The following is a 19373-nucleotide window of genomic DNA, read 5'->3' as shown; positions in this document are numbered from 1 at the left end:
TGCTTGCGCACAAAAATTGTGCGCTAGAGAAGTGCCCCGCCGGAGCGGCGCTYGCTTGCGCACAAAAATTGTGCGCTAGAGAAGTGCCCCGCCGGAGCGGCGCTTGCTTGCGCACAAAAATTGTGCGCTAGAGAAGTGCTTCGCCAGCGAAATGGGGGATTGAATATTTTCATATTTATTAAAGTGGTTGAATGGCCTCGATAGAGGTTTCCTCATTTCACTCGGACAGAATCTTTGCCCATAATCGTCTCAATCATACGCGTAAGATCCTTGTTTGGATCGACCCGATACTGGTCGCTCAAGGCCAGGAGCTTGTTGCTGCTTTCATAGAAAAGCGCAACCGCGAGCTGGCCCTTATGCAGCTTCAGCAGCGCTTTCAGCTGCAGGAGCTTATCCGGCTGCTCGCAGTCAGCCGTGATCTTGACGAACACGCGCTGCGGCTTCGCCTCCGCAGCGACAGGCTCTGGGCGGCCCGCTGCCGGGGCCGCCTGCGGTGCAGGAGCGGCGCTGCGCGTGCCGCTCTGCGGGGCAGCCGAGCGCGGTGCACGATCCCTGACATCGTCAGGGGATCGTCTGCCCGCAGGCTGCCGGCGAAGCCGCTGGACGGCCTCCGGGTCGTCCAGCGCGGCAAGCTGCTCCGCGAGCAGCTTGGGCGGGTCCTCGTCCTGAAGCTGCAGCTTCGCACGGATGAGGACGAGCCTGCCCTTCCCCACGAGCGGAGCCGACTTCTTCCAGGTCTCGGGGAACAAGACCACCTCGACCTTATCAATGCGATCCTCGAGTTCCATGAACGCCATGGGATCGCCTTTTTTGGTGACGATCGTCTTATTCGAGAGGATCATCCCTGCTACTAGGACATCGCTATGGTCAGGCAGTTCAGTTAGCTGATGCAGCATGACGGCATCCATCTCTGCGAGCTGCTCTGCATAGGCGTCCAGCGGATGACCCGAGATATACATGCCGAGCAGCTCTTTCTCCAGCTCAAGCTGCTTAGATGGCGGCATCGGAGGGATATTCGGCACCTCAACCTCCCAATTCGGTTCTTCAACAAATCCGAATAGGTGAAGCTGCAAGTCATCCCGTTCCTTGCGCCATTTTGTAGCGGAGGCAATCGTTTCATCTAGGATCGCGAGATGTTGAGCACGGTGACCGCCAAGTGAATCGAAGGCGCCACCTTGAATGAGCGATTCCACCACGCGTTTATTACAAACGCGGAGATCGACCCTGCGGCAGAAATCGAGCAGGCTTTCAAAAGGAGCTTTCTTTCTCTCGCTAAGTATGGCATCGATGGCTTGTGTGCCGACATTCTTAATCGCGGCCAATCCGAAACGGATCGCTCCGGCGCTCGAATCCGGCGTAAACACCGTGCCGCTGCCATTCACATCGGGCGGCAGGACAGCTAGCTTCACACGTCGACACTCGTCTACGTACTCAGCAACTTTCCGATGATTCCCCATAACGGCCGTTAACATCGAAGCCATGAAATAGATCGGATAATGTGCTTTTAGATAAGCCGTTTGAAAAGCCAACACGCCATACGCCGTCGCATGCGCGCGCGGGAAGCCGTAATCGGCGAAACGCACGATCATATCGTACACATGATTCGCCTCATCGGCCCCAAATCCTTGTCGCAAGCTGCCCGCGACGAAATGCGTCCGTTCTTCATCGAGTACTTCCCGCTTCTTTTTGGAAACAGCTCTACGTAATAGATCCGCTTCTCCTAAGCTAAAGCCTGCCATGGACGAGGCAATTTGCATAATTTGCTCTTGGTAAACGATGATCCCGTAAGTGTCACGTAGAATCGGCTCCAGCGTAGGATGCGGATATACGACCTCCACCTGTCCATGCTTACCGGCAATATATTTCGGAATAAATTCCATCGGACCTGGACGATACAAGGCTAAGACGGAAATAATGTCTTCAAATTCAGAGGGTTTCAAGTCTTTCAGAACTTTACGACAGCCTGCTGACTCCAATTGGAAAACGCCTGTGGTTTCTCCTCTGCTGAGCATCTCATAGGTGATATCATCTGAATCCATAGAAAGGAGGTCAAAATTAATCTGAACCTCTTCCATTTGGGCAAGCCAATCGACAGTTCGTTCAATAATCGAAAGTGTCCGCAGACCCAGGAAATCCATCTTGAGGAGGCCAATCGCCTCTAAATGCTCCATTGTATACTGCGTGAGTGCTGTCTGTGTCGTGCCTTCCTGAAGGGGAACATAGTGCGTAAGCGGCTCACGAGAAATGACAACACCAGCCGCATGCGTAGAAGCATGGCGGGGCATCCCTTCCACGCGCATCGCCATCTCCAATAGTTCTGCGGTCTTAGGCTGTCTGGCTACAATCCCTCTCAAATCAGAGCTAACCTCAAGCGCATCCTTCAACGTCATCCCAAGCTGATTAGGAATCGCTTTAGCCGCCCGATCCACGTCCCCATAAGGAACATTAAGGACGCGTCCTACATCTCGAACTGCGGCCTTAGCCGCCATCGTTCCGAAGGTAATAATTTGCGCAACATGCTCATGCCCATATTTGGCCACGACATATTCAATGACTTCATCCCGTCGCTCATCACTAAAATCAATATCGATATCCGGCATCGTAATTCGTTCCGGGTTCAAGAACCGCTCGAAGAGCAGCTTATATTGCAGCGGATCGACATTCGTAATGCGCAGCACATAAGCTACTAGGCTTCCGGCGGAGGAGCCCCGTCCAGGCCCTGTCATGATCCGTTTCTCATGTGCGAATCGAATAAAGTCCCATACAATTAAGAAGTAATCGGAGAAGCCCATGTTCTCTATAACACCAAGCTCGTAAGAGAGTCGTTCCTCGGCCTGTTTTCTCAATGGATCGCTCACTTCATGCCACTCTGGCTTGCTGCCGTAACGCTGTTCCAGCCCTTGTCTGCACAGCTCCTGCAAATAAGCCTCTGCCGTTAAATGCTCAGGGATCGGCCGGAAGCTAGGCAGAATCGACTTCCCGAACGTCAGTTCCAATTCACAACGTGAAGCAACCACAGCTGTATTCGCTAGCGCTTCTGGCACATGGACGAATAAACGCCTCATTTCCTCTTCGCTTTTCAAATACATCTGACTCGTTCCCATCTTGAGCCGATCCGTGTCCTCTACCGTTTTGCCAGTGCCTATACAAATAAGAATATCCTGCATGACATGATCTGGCTCTGTTACATAATGCACATCATTCGTTGCGATTAAAGGAATCCCGGTTTCTTTGCTCAACTCAATCATGGAAACCATCACTTTTTTCTGCTCAATCATGCCATGATCTTGAATTTCTAGAAAGAAATCATCACCGAATATGTCGCGATATCGTTCTGCAGCTTTGCGAGCCTCGTCATAGCGGTTATGCAGCAAATGCTGGGAAACCTCACTCCCTAAGCAGGAGCTCAGACAAATTAGACCTTCTGAGTACTGGGATAAATGTTCTAAATCAATACGCGGTTTATAGTGAAAGCCCTGTAGATGTGCAATCGACGTGAGCTTCATTAGGTTTTGATAGCCTTTGAAATTTTTGGCAAGCAAAATAAGATGATAAATCGGCTGTTCCTGCCGTGTTCCTTTTTCACGAATGGAACTCGAAGTGAAGTAAACCTCACAGCCAATAATTGGTTTGATGCCCCGCTGTTTGCAAGCTTTGTAGAATGCAATCGCCCCGTACATGACGCCATGATCTGTCAACGCCAACGAAGTCATGCCTAGATTGGCCGCTTGTGTAACAAGCTCCTCCATCCGTGCCGCACCGTCTAATAAGCTATATTCACTATGCACATGCAGATGTACAAACGAACTCATCGCTGGTTCCCCCCTTCTTTCGTGATTTATTTCCATGTATTTTATCATATTGGAGCTAGCCAGTCCCATACAGTAGAAGAGAGAGTTTGTCCTCCAACTCAGTAGAAAGGAAGCGATTGGCACATGGCTGGCTTTTGGGCAAGTATTATCATGTATTTCTGCATCGCGTTTGGAGTCGTATTCGGAGGGAGCATGCTAAGCGGTATCGCAGCCGTATTAACCTTGCAATCTCCAACGGAGAAAATGCTGACCATTTCGGAAAATATCAAGATTTGGGCCATGGTCGCAGCTGTTGGCGGTACCATTGATCCTATCCGTTATATTGAAAGTCATGTGGCCATTGGCCATCTCAATCCAGCCATCAAACAGATTGTCTATATCGTCGTTGCTTTTAGCGGGGCACAATTCGGAACTGCGCTTATTCAAATGATCTGCAAAGGTGGGCATCAGACTTGAGAATCCCTCCTTTTGCAAGATACCAACGACTGCTGGCAAGCCTTGGACTGCTGGTGTCAGGAGCGATCATAGGGAGCGCCATCTATATGAGCATTCATCAACATACGTATAATGAGTTGTATGTGCAATTGCATAAAGTTTTACAGGAAAAAGACGATCTTAAAATTGATATCGCCAGTCTACAGAAGACGAAGAACAATCAAACCTTAGTGAATGTCATCAACGTTCATCTGATTCCCAAGAATCAAGATGATCTGCTCAGCGAGGATATTCAAAAGGAAATCGAAGGCGATGTGAAAGGTGAGCTCAAGCTCGTCATTGGTCAAAAGGCAACCTTTGTGCGAGATTCCCAGCCGCTCTACGAGCGTCTGATCACGCAAAGAACGTATTTCCTGCACGATAAAAAATATGTCGTCGAGGTCAAGTCGATCGTGCTCATTCAAACCGAATTAACCATTTGGATTACGGCGCAAGAGAAAAAAACATAGGAGGAAAGGAGTCTCATATTGCATTCCAGTCCCAAAATCGCTAAAGTTAATGTAAATTCAACGAAAAGGGACGGATTATCGCTATGCACGCCATACAATTGATTTTATTCATTCTTATTTGCCTATTCCTCGGGCTTACCTTGTTCTTTAGCATTCGTTCACGTCGCGAGCCAGATGCTGCTAAACGAGGCTTGTATACAGCCCGCATGAACATTTGCATGGGCTTGATGCTCGTACTCATTGCAATAACGCAGATCTTCTTCTTCAGCGAATCTAGCTTTCGCCGCATCTTCGGTACCGTGCTCGTATTGATCGGCGTGTTCAATGTTTTCGTGGGTATCCGCAATCACGGGCACTTCGATCGCCAGCTGCGTTAGGCGCTTTGCGCTAGATGACTTGGGCCGTTAGCATCGCCTTTGAAACCAAGGCTCCTGCATGATAAATCTCTACATCAATCTTGCCAAATTTACGGCTCACCTCAATGATGGTGGGTCGTATTTCTATTTTGGAATCAATCTGAAGCGGCTTTAGGAAGTAGGTCGACATATTATCCATGACGAGATCCCCTTTCTTATGCTCCTGCACGATGCGGTATGCCGCCTGTGTCATAAGTGTCGTAAGAACTCCTTCCGAAACCGTCCCTAGGTGATTCGTCATCTGCGGAGTAATGACCCCATGGAATTGCAGTTTGCCCTTCTCATCTCTGACTTCTTCCATTCCGGACCAGATCAAATCTTCAAAGGTTTCGCCGTTCTGCGGCTGTTTCTGGATCGATTGCATGGCTTTCAAGATATCGCTGCGGTTGAGCACGCCAACAATTTTGCGATTCGTATCCACGACGGGCAAAAGCTCAATCCCTTCCCACACCATCATGTGGGCGGCCGATGCGACCGATGTCTGAGGTGAAACGGTTAATGGATTGCGTGTCATCAATTTATCAACGGATTGCTGGATGCTAGCACCAACCATATCCTTGGACGTTACAACACCGATAATCCGATTCCACTCATCGACAACAGGAAAGCGACTATAGCCCGTATCCTCGGACATACGTTGCCAATCCTTCAGTGTACTGTTCGCCTTCAAGGCGAAGAGCGCTGCACCAGAGGCGAGAATATCTTCCACGAGCATGATTTTCTTTTTGATCAGACGATCGTAGATAGCTCGGTTAATCATAGATGCGACGGTAAAGGTGTCATAGCTGCTTGAAATAATGGGCAACTCCAACTCATCCGCCAGCACTTTGACCTCTGTACTCGTATTAAATCCACCCGTAATGAGAACGCCGGCGCCTTGCTCCAGGGCACATAAATGAGCCTTATTCCGGTTACCTACAATAAGTAAGCTGCCTGCCTCGATGTAGCGCATCATGGCATCTTGCTCCATAGCGCCGATGACGAACTTATGCAGCGTCTTATGCAGCCCCTTCGCTCCGCCAAGCACCTGGCCATCCACCATATTCACAACCTCAGCAAAGGTCAGCTTATCAATGTTCTGACGAAGCTTCTTCTCCACACGAACGGTTCCGATCCGCTCTTTTGTTGAGACGAGTCCTTGATTCTCCGCCTCTTTAATTGCGCGGTATGCTGTGCCTTCGCTGACTTCCATATTTTTGGCGATTTTACGTACCGAAATCCGACTTCCTAACTTCAAGTCTTCAATATGCCGCAAAATTTGCTCATGCTTCGTTAATGTATCGACGGAATGTGTATCCAACTGTTACACCTCATTAGTAGATCCTGTATTAGTCTGTACTACTAGTATAATCGTTCTACTGGGTAAGAACAATGAGGCATTGGAAGATGGAAAAGCATCCAACCCTATTGGATTGGATGCTTCCTATTCATTATACCAAACATATGTTCGAAGTCAAAGTTTAGATCATTCTTCGCTTACTTGCGGAATTGAAGAAGCTTCCGTCTGCCTTGTACGAGCTGTTCCATTTGCCATTTCTTCATCCGGTTGATTCGAAGTTGTTGCTTGCGTTTCTCTTCATCTACACCGAGGATTTGATGCAAATGCGCAGCAATGATAAGCAACGCCATCACAAGCCAGATGACACTAAAAATCATCGGTAAGGAACCCACCTCACGAAATTGCAACTGTGGAATGGAATAAAATAACATGCCGACTGCCAAACTCATGTACACGACATTTTTGAAACCTTTCAACCGAATCACACGCCTTTCATTCATAATAGCCTCGAGCCTAGCTCTACCTACTTCCATTGTATGAGACAAGTAGTTGAGATATGAATGCAAGGGGCGCAGTTCGGCCACGTTTATTCTACTTCGTAGCCTTGGCTGCTTAGAAAGGCTTTCATGTGCTTTCTCGGACGCTGCGATTTCGCAGCCATTTCCTTGGACCAAGTCGTATCGACTTTGCCGTCGGTCCGCACGTTCATGTAATCGCGTATCGTCTCATCGTAGGATTCGACCGCGAGTTGATTCAGTGTATACCGATTCTCGTGGTATACGGCTTCAAGCGGGAGCCGCGGGCGTTGCAGCGGCTCTTGATCCGGCATGCCGATGCACATGCCGAAGATTGGGTACACGAGCTGGGGCAGGCCCAGCAGCTCGGATACTTCAGCGGGCTTATTGCGCAGCCCGCCGATGTAGCAGACGCCGAGGCCGAGTGACTCGGCGGCGATCGTTGCATTTTGCGCAGCCAATGCAGCATCGACCGTGGCAATGATGAGATTCTCAGCATTGCCAGTGATTGGCGTGTCCACGTGTTGGTGGACCGCCTCCGCGTAGCGGTGCAGGTCTGCGCACCACACGAGGAACAGCGGGCACTCGCTGACGTAAGCTTGATTGCCAGCTAGCTCGGCTAGCTGGCTCTTCAGGTCAGCATCTGTTACATGGATGATGCTGTAAGCCTGCACATTACTCGAAGTGGAGGCAGCTTGTGCTGCCTGGATAATCGACTCGCGTTGCTCGATGCTCACAGGCTCATTCGTAAATTTACGAATAGAGCGATGACTTTTTAATAGATCGATGATTGTATTCATGAATAGCGTCCACTCCTTAATCACTTTTCTCTCAGTATCTTTGAAAAAAGGCTAATTTGCAATTTCCCCCTCTACAGTCCTATACAAAAAAATGAGGAAGCCTCCTGAACCACTTTTTGCGTGGAACCGAAGACTTCCTTTTTACTACTTTAACTTATTCAATGATAAACTCTACTGCCTGCAGCAAACGTTTCAGCATGACAGAAGCTTCCGCTCTGCTAGCCTGCTGAACCGGCTTGAACGTGCCACCGGATAATCCGTTAATAATACCGGCAGTAACCGATTTAGCGACTGCATCCTTCGCCCAGCTGCTAATGCTTTTACCGTCTGCAAATACAGTCAGCGCATTGTTATCCACGTGTACTTGCTTACCGACAAACGTTAGCGCTCTGGCAATCATGAGAGCCATTTGCTCGCGGTTAATTGGTGAGCCCGGTCGGAATGTTCCGTCTTCGAAACCATCCACCAATCCTGCCTTCACTGCTGCCCCTACTGTGCCTGCGAACCAATCTGTAGTATTCACATCGGCATAGGCCGCTGTTTTCACTTCAGACAGTCCCAAGCCGCGTACCAGAAGTGCTGCAAATTCCGCACGGGTAATGGCACTATTCGGTGCAAATTCAGCCTCCGAAACCCCTTGCACGACTAACTTAGAAGCAAGCAGTTCAACGTCGGTTTCCGACCAGTGTCCTTTCAGATCTGCGAATTGTTTTGGAGTTGTTTGTACAATGGTATAGATACTGTTGCCAGGACGCTTCAGAACTACTGTTGTTACACCGTCCACTACCGTAATCGCAGCCGGTACGAAGCTCATGCTTCCCGTAGCTGGGTCGTACATCACTGCAGTTAAAGTCTTCAGATCAAGCGGCTTCGTGATTTGGAATGTTCTCGCTACATACGTATCGAAATCATTCAAGACGAACGATTTGCCACCTGCTTGGGCAGATACACTGAAGTCTACCGTTTCCGTTACTTGCGTGAATCCTTCCTGCTTCGATTTTTCACTCACGGCCAAAGCGATGGAATCCGCTACTTTTTCGATAGCAATTGTTACTGTCATATCTTCCGGCTTCACACCAAGTTTCTCCGACAGAATCGCCGTATCGATTGCCATCACCGGAAGATTGTAGGTAAAGGTATCGAATTTTACAGCTATGACGGCTGTTGGTGATTTCGATTGTGCATAATCAAGTGCAGCGGATGGGAGCTGAACCTTGCCGGCTGATTCGTGACCTTGGACAGGCACTTCAATTATCGGCGTTCCCCCTGCAGCAGCTTTCAGTTCCTCAATGGCTTTATTCCATGTTGCTGCATCAATTGTAACCTTCAGAATGGAGGCACCTTGTGCTGTTTGTTCTTTCACCGCAGGAGCATTAATCGTTACCGATGATTGATCCGCTGACGTTGTAATTGTACTAGTGGTGGAGCCGGTACCGCTTCCGCCACTAGAACCACTGCTGATCTCGTCATCTTCTGGAGAAAGCAACGCCGGCAGCATGGATGGAGAAGGATGTGCATCCTCTGCCCCCGCTAAAGTCCTAACTTTAATCACTTCATTCGTAGAATTCATGGATGTATACAAGGTTGGCGTCCAGCTTGCCGGAAGTAATCCGCCTTTACTTTCCGCAATTTGAATTGGAACTCCGTTCAGAACACTGCCTTTATCCGTAAATTCAGTACCGCCAGGTGATACTTGAATGATCGATGCAGCTGTCGCGCCGCCTACGTTAAAATAGTTGTTTTGAGCAATTACGTGAGACTTATACCCGACTCCAATGGAGTACAGGTACGGATAATTCACATGGTTGATAAAACCATCGTAGAAATTATTATACACATGTACTTGTCCGAAGCGTACACGAGGCACACGTTGACCCACATTTTGATAATAATTGTGGTGGAATGTCACTCTTAGCTTACCAGCATCTCCTGTAGCTTCGTCACTTCCGCCTACAAGCGTCGTCTTATCATGATCATGGAAATAATTATAGGAAACTGTCACTAAGTCGGAAGCATTGGTGATATCGACCGTTCCGTCATGTTGTTGGAACTTGCGTCCGAAATACTTATGACTCTGATCATCCAGACCGCCGTCATCGCTAAATGTATTGCGGTCGATCCACACATGGGTGGAACCTTTTACCGAGATATTGTCATATGCGGAGTTCCAATTGCCTGTTTCTCCATCATTCGGATCCCATTGCGGGAAGTAATCGAATGTGTTCTGGAATTCGATATTACGGATGATGATGTTATCTACTTTATCCAGATTGATGTTACCGCCAAGGATCTTCGCACTCGAACCAGGCAGCCCTACGATCGTTGTATTCGAGCCGACCGTAATTTTGATTCTGTTGCCCTGATTGGTTGCCGATCTTGAACGTGCGCTTTCCAGCGCTCCGGATGGCGTATTTTTACCCCATACTGCCGGATCGAACACTTCCAGATAGGCGTCAAAATCATACTCTGGATCTTTGTAGTAATCCATCCCTATCGGATTGTTATTATCATCGACATTCATGTCAATTATGCCTTGAATATAGACAATTTTAGGGGTATTACCAGCCACTGCCTTAACAAGCTCACTTCGATTGGTAACGATGAAAGTATTGTCCCGATTTGCTGTTGATCCCCCCATTGTCCCCGAAGTATGAGAAGCCCAACCATCATTAGGAGCAAGGATTTGTTTACCTATGTCTGAACCATCGGTATTCAACACGCTAATTGTTAAAGGTATGGCAATATTGTCGAAATGAAAGGTTAATGTCGTCGTTCCGACTGAAAGTTCAGCAAGGTAAGACTTCTTAATCGTCACGATATTGCCTGCTACGCTGTAATCTGATGCGGTCAGTGCTTTGGAGTCGTTCTCGATACTTTGCAGTTCATGTCCATTTCCAGACAGCGTAACAAAAATATCAGCTTGCTTGGCAGTATTTTTATCGAAACTGGACGATGCTACGGAAACAGATGGCAAGTAATTCACCTTTGGCATGATGACTGGAACCGTTGGGTCCCATCCGCTGAACATTTGCGGAATCGTCAAGCTGGCATCCTGTCCTGTCAATTGCGCAGCAATTTGCCGTGCTGCTGGAACTGCACCTGTACCATAGCTGTTGTACTCGTTAAATGAGTAGCTTTTGCAAGTGCCGGCACAAGCTGGAATCCAACCTGCACTTAGGAATTTATTAGAGCTTATTGATGTGTTAATGAAACGTACATTGGCATAGTCCTTCCATGGGCGGCCCAGATCATAAGCCCCTTGAGCAGAAGCATCGTCAACAATTTGTGAATTCAGGAACACATAGCCGAGATCAGAGGCATTTTTTTGCGCTGCTGCTGTAATGTGCCCTCCACCGCCGGAATTGCTGACAAGAACCATTTTTACATTGTCGAATACGACTGCAGGAGCTTCACCGAAAATAAAATCAACGTCGCCTTGAATGATACTGTTGTGGAAATAGTGACGACCTTTGCTAGCAGCATTCAGCCCAGTGTACAGTGTATCCTGATAGCCAATCAGTTTGACGGATTCAAAGACGGCCATATCGCTTTTCAATGACAAAGCCACTGCCTGTGCTACAGCGGAACGAGGACCTGCATTGTTTTCAATCGTCAAATTAGCGGCAGTGAAATAATCCGCATTGACATCAACTGTTTGGCTCAGGAACGTATTGCCGACATGCCCCTGTTGACCGACAGTAGCCGTTGTTCCCGCATAATCGCCGTAAACGATTCTCGTTTGATCCATCCCGGATCCGACCAGACTGACATATGGACGGTTGACAACAAGTTTCTCCGTATAGGTTCCCGGCATAATATGAATGATCGTCCTGGCTGTGTTCGTTAGGGAAACTGAATTGACAGCGCTTTGAATCGTGTTAAATACGGTCGTGCCATTCGCAGTGGCATTCTTGTTTACGGTAAGTACCTTGGCTGGTAGAACGATGATTTCATCCGAATTTTGGCTTTCTCCGCTCGCATTAACTGCGGAAACCACATAATAATAGGTCGTACCATTCGTTACACTATTATCCTCGTAAGACGCCGTGCTGCTTGCAGTCACAATGTCAAATGATTCTCCGCTCACTGTCGAGCGCTTCACATTGTACAAAGATGCGTCGGCTACAGCACCCCAGCTCAGGCTGACACTGCCTTCGTTCGCAGATGCAGTTAGGCTGATCGGCGTGTTTGGAGCACCGGAAACGGTCACATAAGGCACTGCTTTCAATTGATTGGAAATCATACTTTCCTGAATCGCATTCACCTGGGATATGGTCGCAACTGCAGTAACAACATAATAGTAAAGGGTACCGTTAGTTACTTCCGCATCTGTGTAGCTTGTCGTCACAGACTGACCCACTTCGGAATATGGACCGCCATTCACTTCACTTCTCTTGATCACGTATTTAGCGGCATTCACAACCGGCGACCAGTTGAGATCAACCTTTTTGTTGCCAGGCAATCCGCTCAACGTTGGTTGGCTTAACGGTGCTGCTGGTGCGATTTTGAGCAATTCAGATGCAGGCGCAGCGCCCCCCATATTTTCCGCGATGATTTGATAATAATAATCCGTACCGTTATTCAAGCCTTTCTCAAGATACGTCGTGCTGCTAAGCTGTTTGGCAACCGCTTCAAAAGGACCATTCGGATTGGTACTTCTGAGCAGCGTGTACACTGTCGCAACCTCGTTGCCATCATCATCCTTGCCTCTCACATCATTCCATCGTAAAGTGAGTTGGCTGTCCCTTATATCCGTTGATTGAAAGACAGGAGCCTGTTCTGGCGGAGTCACATTATTGGGATAGCCTTTCGCTTCATTCGAATAGTCGCTTTCACCGTTCGCATTTACAGTGGTGACGACGTAGAAATACTCTTTCTTGTTTTCTAGCTCTATGTTCGTATACGTTGGCTCTGTGATGTTATTCGCAACTAAAGTGTAGGGACCACCTGCTGTCGCGCTGCGGTAAATGTTATAAGAAGTGGCTCCGCTTGCTGGATTCCAACTCAGTGTTACCTTTTTATCCGCACCAGCTGTCGTCACTTTTTGCGGAGTTACGACCTCTTGCTGATACACGACAAGATCATCCACATACGCATTCCCCGTTGAAGAACCCGCCATACGGAAATTCATCGAAGCAATATCGGCGACCGGGGTGCTGAAATTTACGTTTCCATAATATTTTCCATTTACGAATAAATCCGCCGTATTCGCCTTTACATCCGCGACATACTTCACGGTGTACCATGTTTTGGCATCAATGGTCACTGGTGAAGAATTGATATTAAAGGATACTGCGATTTTTTTGCTGCTGTCCAGAAGTTCAAGCACATAGGAATCGCCTACTCTTGCCGCCTGCATAAAACGCAGCTCTGCCGTGATCCCCTTCAGGCTATCAGCGGTAACCGGAGTAAAAGCATTATTGAATCCGCCTCTGGAAGGACCGTCGTTGATCCACAGCACATTGGACGCGTTTCCATCTATACTTGCAGATGTATTGCTGTAGCTGTTCGTTCGTGAAACATTGTTAATGACCGTGCTATTATTAGTACTCGAAAAGGCGGTAATGACGCCTGAACCAAAAGGAGGTGTGTATCCTGCTGGCAGATCGCCTAGCGTTCTGGTTTCAAAATTATCATTCACCAGGAAATTACCCGGTTTGACTAAAACTACGCTGGACTTCTCGCTTTCCCCAACCGTGTTCACGGCTGTTACCGCATAGAAATAAACGATCCCATTCGTTAAGCCAGTATCCGTGAAGTTGGTACCACTGCTTACATTCGCAATGGTGGTGAATGTGCCGCCAGCTGAATCACTTCGTTTCACATTATAAGAAGTGGCTCCAGCTACACCGCTCCAAGATATCACGGCTTGGCCCTCTCCGGCCAAAGCTGCAACATTTGCAGGTGCGGCAGGCAGGGATGGAGCAACTGGGGTTGCAGATGCTGGCGATGAATCGGCACTACCCACTGTTGCGTTTCCTGCATTAACGACATAGTAGTACGTCGTACCATTTACCGCCATCAGGTCACTGTAATTCGTTACGGTCACATTCGAAGCAATGGGGGTATACGTACTCCCGTCTGTGCTTCGCTTCACGTTATAATAAGTTGCAGCTGTCACGCTGTTCCAGGTAAGATCCACTTTGTTATTGCCCGGATTCGCGCTTAATCCCGTCGGCGTTGCTAGCGTTGCCGGCACGGCCGGATTCCCGATCATTTGCGTGGAATTCACACTCTCCGACGTCGCATTCGCAGCGGTAACAACATAGTAATACGTCTGCCCGTTCGACACTACGCTATCGGTATAGTTTAATGCTGTGATCGGACTAGCATTCATTGTCGTGTAGGGTCCTCCGCTTACACTACCGCGTTTGACGTTGTAATAGGTAGCGTCCGTCACCGTATTCCAAGTCAGATTGACTTGAGCGTTGCCATTGACAGCGGTTACATTGCTTGGAGCAGCAACAATGGACTGCGGCGGAGTAGCGTTGTAAATGTTGAGATTATCAACGTAGATCTCCATCTGTGCTCCGTCGCCTGTGTTGATGTCTAATCCGCCAATATCTGTAACTTCTTGACCGCTAATAAATCCAATTGAATTCGCCTTATAATCAATATTGCTTGATTGATCTGTCACTGTAATAAAGTATTTGGAAGTCGACATATTAATCTCAAGCTTCAAGTGATACCAAGTACCTTGGCTAAATGTCAATGCGGGTGAGAAATCTGCATACGCACCTGCTGCATCTTTATATTGGAGCTTACCGCTTCTGGTTTCAATGGATATCGGTCTTTTATTATTTGCCCCATTGGCCACACGAAACCGCGCGCTGCCATTCCCTCCACTGCCTAAGGTATTACTTAAAAAGTCCAATTCCATATTTGTTCCGCCAGTTGTCTGTAGTGCAAACGTCGTCAAAGCACTAATATTTCCTTTCGTAAGACTCACGTTATCATATAGATGCAGCGCCTTCGTGCCATTGCTGCTTGCACTCACGTCAGCATTTAAATCAGATAAACTTGTGGTGCCTGCATTGGCATCCAAAAGCGTGCTAGTAAATTTGGTATTATTGACAGTCACACTGCTTATCGATGAACCGCCGGATGATGTGCCTGAGAAAGTCGTCAAAAAATTCCCGTCAGCCCATCCGCTTTCAAAGTTCTCTACATAGGGCAATGCGGCAGCAGCCTCCGCCGTTTCACTGTAAAACGGTACGGAACTTAGCAGCATCATCCCCGTCAGTGCGGTACTAATCATTTTCTTTATATTTGCCATCTTCTTGATACTTGCCATTTTCTTCATCGTGTTCCCATCCTCCTCTAAGCGTAAACCTCTTGCGGTCTTCCTAACCATACACATCAGCAACCCTCCTCCTTTCTTCCCGAAGTGCCTGTCTACGCTTTTCATTATGTAACCATACCCCCTATTCCGCTATAATCATCTCGGGGGAAGGTGCATGATTACTGCATTTATCCGCGTATTACCGCTATTTGCACCAAAAATAACCCCCTCAGGATCATGTCCTTAAGGGGGTTGTCTCATTGCCGATATCACTTATTAATTTGAGCATACTCCTGGTTCAATTCTTGAATAATTTGATTACCGCCGTTTTGACGCCACTTGTCAACCTCTTTCGAAAACCCTAGTTCATCGATTTTCCCGAGAATAAACTGGTAGGTGGCATCCGTAATGATGCTATGCAGCTCTGATCCTTTCTCCGCTTGTGTCGGGGAGAACAAAGCAGTTGTCGGGTCGTTGACCACGATGTTCGTGGTGTCATCAATCATCCGCTGAGTCTTTTCTTGCTGTTCACTCAATTCACCAAGCTGTAAATACCTTATATCGAATGTCCGCAGCGCATTTGTGTATGGCTCGACTTCTTGTTCCCGTATGGATTGTGTATCAGGGAAAACTTTAACCGACTTGTTCTCATTCAGCTTGTAATGGCGATCCGGCAGGCCATAGGTGATCAAGTTGTTCGCATCTTCAGACAAGAGCTTTTCGAAAAAGCTCAACACCTCGCGAAGCTCGGACTCTGTTTTGATGCTTGATTTGGGGAATAGGAAAAGCCCGCCAAATCCACTTCCGCCCCAGATCCGTTCACCTTTGGGACCCTGAATACGATTGGTGATTTCGACCTCAGCAGCTTTATTCATCTTCTGAAGTCGATTCCGTACGGATGAGTAGACGATATTGCTGATCATCATCCCCGCTTCTCCTTGCACAAACCGCTCCTCCTGCTGCACTTTGCTCGTAATGGTAAAGTCCGTATTGATGAGCTTCTCGTCATACAACTTCTTCATAAATTTCATCGTATCGCGATATTCCACAGTCATAAAGTCCGGAATCAGCTTCCCGTCGGCATCCAGTCCCCAGTTGTTCGGTGCACCAAAGTAAGAAGCGAGATTATCGAAGGCTCCATATACCAAGTCGTTACGGTCAATGAGCCCATAGGTATCTTGCTTGCCATTGCCATCCGGATCTCGATAAGTAAAGGCTTTGAGCACCTCATACATGTCATTGATGCTTTTGGGTTCCGCGAGGTGAAGCCGTTCGAGCCAATCCTTCCGATATTGGATACCTTGTCTGGAACGCGGGCGTTCCCAGTATATGCCATATGTCTTGCCGAAATAAGAGGCGTTATTCATAATAATCGGGTTTGCGAATTTGCTCATCAGCGGAAAGTCCTTCAAATAGGGACCGATCTCCCAGAAAAGTCCGGACCGCACGCTGTTCACTACGGAGGGATGCTTGACATCAACCGCTTTGACTTGCACCGCTTTCGGTAGAGTCCCCGACGTAATCGCAGAGATCATTTTATCCGTATAAATGTTGTCCGGCACCCAAGTAAACGTAAGCTTCGTATTCGTCAGCCTCTGGAGTTCCGGGATAATCGTATCCGCTGGCGAATCGTTGCGATTGAGAACAAGCATGAAGCTCAATTCAGGGATGACCGCTGGCCCGTCCGATTTGGTTACGTTATCCTTGGAGCCTGCAAAAGGTTGAAGGCTGCAGCTCGCCGTTAATACGGTAATCAAAGCGAATAAACAAGTCTGCACAAGCCGACGCCTCCACGACTTATTGCCATCGATACCCATTGCTTAAACCTCCCTCGAAGTAACTGTGCTTCCATCTGCTTCTATCCGGCAGTTCAATTCCCGATATTTCCCGGGACTGATCCCCTCTGTTTTACGAAAGGAACGAATAAAATTCTGAGAATTGTTATAACGGATCCGTTCTGCAATATCTTTGATCGGCATGTCGGTTTCCTTTAGCCATTTTAATGTCATCTGATGCCGGTATTGTGCCAAGTAAGCGCTGAAGGGGATGTCCATGCTTTTTCGGAAAATGGTACTCAAGTAGCTTGCATTGTAATGAAGACGATTTGCACACGAATCTATCGTTAAATCCGTGTCGAACTCCTCATGAATTATAGTAACGAGCTGCTTCGACAGTGACAGATGACGAACCTCGGTCTGTTCCTCGATCTCACCAATAATCGGGTTTATGAGCTTAGTCATAAACCATGTCTCGCCAGCTTCAACGATATTCAGATGAAAGAGCTCATCGAAAAGCGTTTGCTGCCGCTGCATCGGTATCGCATGCCCAGCAATCCCATTTGCCATACCAAGCATGTTCATCAGCAAGCGAACCGCATTAAACTGTAAATCGTAAGGATTCGGATTCCTGATGCATATTTCACCCAAGAGCTGTTGAAGATGCTGCACAATCCGCTCCCGATCCACCAGTTTCACGGCGTCGAACAGCTCCGATTGCAGCGCATAAGGATACGTATAATGCAACGAATGGTTTTCACCGAGATCACCGAAATATACAATCGCCTCATCACCGAACAAAGCATGCCTTTTTATCGCTTCAATCGCTTCCTCATAGGCTCTTGGTATTTCAGTAAGCCGCAGATACGGAATACTGATTCCGATATGCACCTTCAGATCAAGCACCTCGGCTACCTTTTGCTGAATGACCTTCGCCGCGGCATATACGTCCGACAGGAACGATTCTCCGTCGTCTGCACTGCCCGTGAGAATCGTCGTTTGTGTCCTGCCCAGGATAATAGGCTGCAGACGCCGATCAACCGTAACAAGCTCCCCAACCATGTTGTTTACTGCAAACAGCAGCAGATCGTGATCCTTTTCTCCAAAACGGGTGTTTTCCAAACTGCCTAACTCTAAGGCAAGTACGCAAAAACGCGAGAAATCTTTGCGCAGTCCTAAACTTTCCATTCGCTCAACAATCTCTTCCTCTTGCATCCCAAATAGAAACAGCTTGACCATCAGAAACGTCCGCAGCAGCTCATTTTGTCCTTCCAACTGGTACTCCAGCTGTTTCTTCGTGTCAAATAAGGTGTGCACCTGTTCGCCAATAAACTTAATTTCATCAATACTTTTCTTGGGGGAAGTAATCCCTGTCTGTGCCGACACATCCGAATATATTTTGGCAATCGGCCGATATAACCGTTTCGTCCATAACAATGAAATGATAATAAAGAACAACAGTAAACCCATACAAATATAGAAGGTGAACCAACCTATTTCACGGGATGAACGGGTTAATTGATCCAGCGTAACGACGGACACATAATACCAACCGTTATACTCCGACTTCCGATAGGTAACAGTAAACGATTCCCCGTTATATCCGAGGTTATATTGCCCGGTTACTTCCTGTGGAAACTGCAGCACAGATTGGCTCAGCGACTCACTTAATCCAACTATCGTGACCCCTTTATGTATGAACAAACGAGCCTTTTCGTCAAATAGCATCACGGTTTCATGCTCTGTATTCACGGAGATTAAATTGCTCAGGCTGCACGCCGGAATTTGAATCATTGCAGTCCCTATGCTTGTATAGGCTGTAAGTGGAAGCCTTTTGAACAAATTCACATTCGTACTGCATTCATTTATCGATGACGTCAGCTTCTGGTCACCATTCTGATCTTCATTTAATGCAGGCAAAGCCGCGTCCGATGTGAGATGGCTCGTCGTTTCCCACATGGACGGTACGGCTGGTTCGTGGAGCGGCTTTTCTGCATTGCTCCTCTTCCAAGCATCCATCCGGTACAAGCCGTCATTGTTAATTAGCCAATTGCCCGTTTTGCTCCATACCTGAATGTCTGAAATACCGGTATCCAGCCGCTGCAGGCCGCTCAACTCCGTTTTCACCTGTGCATACAGCTGAAATTGATCCGGTCCGAGAGGCTCGCTCAAAGCCGTTTGAATAATTTTGGAACTCAAAAAATGAGTTGTCGCCTGATCAACCACTTTAAGTGAATGCTCTACGTTCATCTGCGTTTGCTGCAGACTAAGGGCCGTTTCTTCATTTACCTTATCCTGCACCACACCTGAAGATTTGGCATACGAGAAAAGACCCAGCAATAATACAGGCAAGGTCGTAAGAATGAAACATAATAAAACCCATTTTATATAATAGCGATTCGGACGTTTTTTCATTGTGCTGCAGTCCATCCTTTGCGTTCTTCAATTTGCGTAAACGGAGTCCAAATCTAAGCTATCACATTGTATCATAATCGGCTACTGTCAAGAATACAGCTTTTATAGTAAACAAGAGAAACAGCAAAAACGTAT

Annotated in this window: 10 protein-coding genes and 2 pseudogenes; 3 read left to right on the top strand and 9 right to left on the bottom strand. The window is 47.6% G+C overall.

Translation table 11 applies throughout. The features are described 5' to 3' along the window. Window positions 1–212: 212 nt before the first annotated feature. Window positions 213–3812 (bottom strand): DNA polymerase III subunit alpha, encoded by a 3600-nt coding sequence (locus tag ASG89_RS09745; RefSeq protein WP_057310397.1) that lies wholly within the window; start codon window positions 3810–3812, stop codon window positions 213–215. A 123-nt stretch (window positions 3813–3935) separates the two neighbouring features. Between ASG89_RS09745 and ASG89_RS09740 the strand changes: the two genes are divergently transcribed. From ASG89_RS09740 to ASG89_RS09730, 3 genes are all read left to right on the top strand, one after another. After that, window positions 3936–4268, top strand: a complete 333-nt coding sequence (locus ASG89_RS09740; protein ID WP_057310396.1) for a YtrH family sporulation protein — start codon at window positions 3936–3938, stop codon at window positions 4266–4268. After that, window positions 4265–4756 (top strand): hypothetical protein, encoded by a 492-nt coding sequence (locus ASG89_RS09735; protein WP_057310395.1) that lies wholly within the window; start codon window positions 4265–4267, stop codon window positions 4754–4756. The genes ASG89_RS09740 and ASG89_RS09735 overlap by 4 nt, the downstream gene beginning before the upstream one ends. A gap of 83 nt (window positions 4757–4839) precedes the next feature. Next, window positions 4840–5133 (top strand): YtpI family protein, encoded by a 294-nt coding sequence (locus ASG89_RS09730; RefSeq protein WP_057310394.1) that lies wholly within the window; start codon window positions 4840–4842, stop codon window positions 5131–5133. A gap of 10 nt (window positions 5134–5143) precedes the next feature. Here the strand turns inward: ASG89_RS09730 and ASG89_RS09725 are convergent, their stop codons facing one another. From ASG89_RS09725 to ASG89_RS09700, 8 genes and pseudogenes are all read right to left on the bottom strand, one after another. Next, entirely contained in the window at window positions 5144–6472 is a 1329-nt protein-coding gene (locus ASG89_RS09725) for a DRTGG domain-containing protein (protein WP_057310393.1), read from the bottom strand. Between the two features lie 176 nt (window positions 6473–6648). Further along, a complete protein-coding gene (locus ASG89_RS09720; protein WP_235549686.1) occupies window positions 6649–6951 on the bottom strand; it encodes a hypothetical protein in 303 nt (100 codons plus the stop codon). Window positions 6952–7037: 86 nt separating this feature from the next. Beyond that, the gene (gene nfsA / locus ASG89_RS09715; RefSeq protein WP_057310392.1) at window positions 7038–7766 is read right to left on the bottom strand and encodes an oxygen-insensitive NADPH nitroreductase; all 729 of its coding nucleotides are present in this window, start codon (window positions 7764–7766) and stop codon (window positions 7038–7040) included. A gap of 154 nt (window positions 7767–7920) precedes the next feature. Continuing rightward, window positions 7921–8580, bottom strand: coding sequence for an S-layer homology domain-containing protein (locus ASG89_RS38610; protein ID WP_235549716.1), 660 nt, complete (start codon window positions 8578–8580; stop codon window positions 7921–7923). A 708-nt stretch (window positions 8581–9288) separates the two neighbouring features. Then, window positions 9289–10509: pseudogene (locus ASG89_RS38605) on the bottom strand (pectate lyase family protein); the annotation flags it as partial. Between the two features lie 12 nt (window positions 10510–10521). Next, window positions 10522–12009 (bottom strand): annotated as a pseudogene (locus ASG89_RS38600) (pectinesterase family protein); the annotation flags it as partial. 3308 nt (window positions 12010–15317) lie between these two features. Further along, window positions 15318–16865: an extracellular solute-binding protein gene (locus ASG89_RS09705; RefSeq protein ID WP_057310391.1), complete on the bottom strand. Its 1548-nt coding sequence runs from the start codon at window positions 16863–16865 to the stop codon at window positions 15318–15320. A 3-nt stretch (window positions 16866–16868) separates the two neighbouring features. Then, window positions 16869–19238 carry a helix-turn-helix domain-containing protein gene (locus ASG89_RS09700; RefSeq protein ID WP_057310390.1) on the bottom strand — a complete coding sequence of 790 codons (2370 nt, stop codon included), beginning with the start codon at window positions 19236–19238 and terminating at the stop codon, window positions 16869–16871. Window positions 19239–19373 lie beyond the last annotated feature (135 nt).

Origin of the sequence: Paenibacillus sp. Soil766, assembly GCF_001428105.1 — a bacterium.
In the GTDB taxonomy this organism is placed as follows: Bacteria; Bacillota; Bacilli; order Paenibacillales; family NBRC-103111; genus Paenibacillus_E.
Note: the sequence above shows the minus strand (reverse complement) of the source record. Positions and strands in the feature narration are given on the sequence as shown.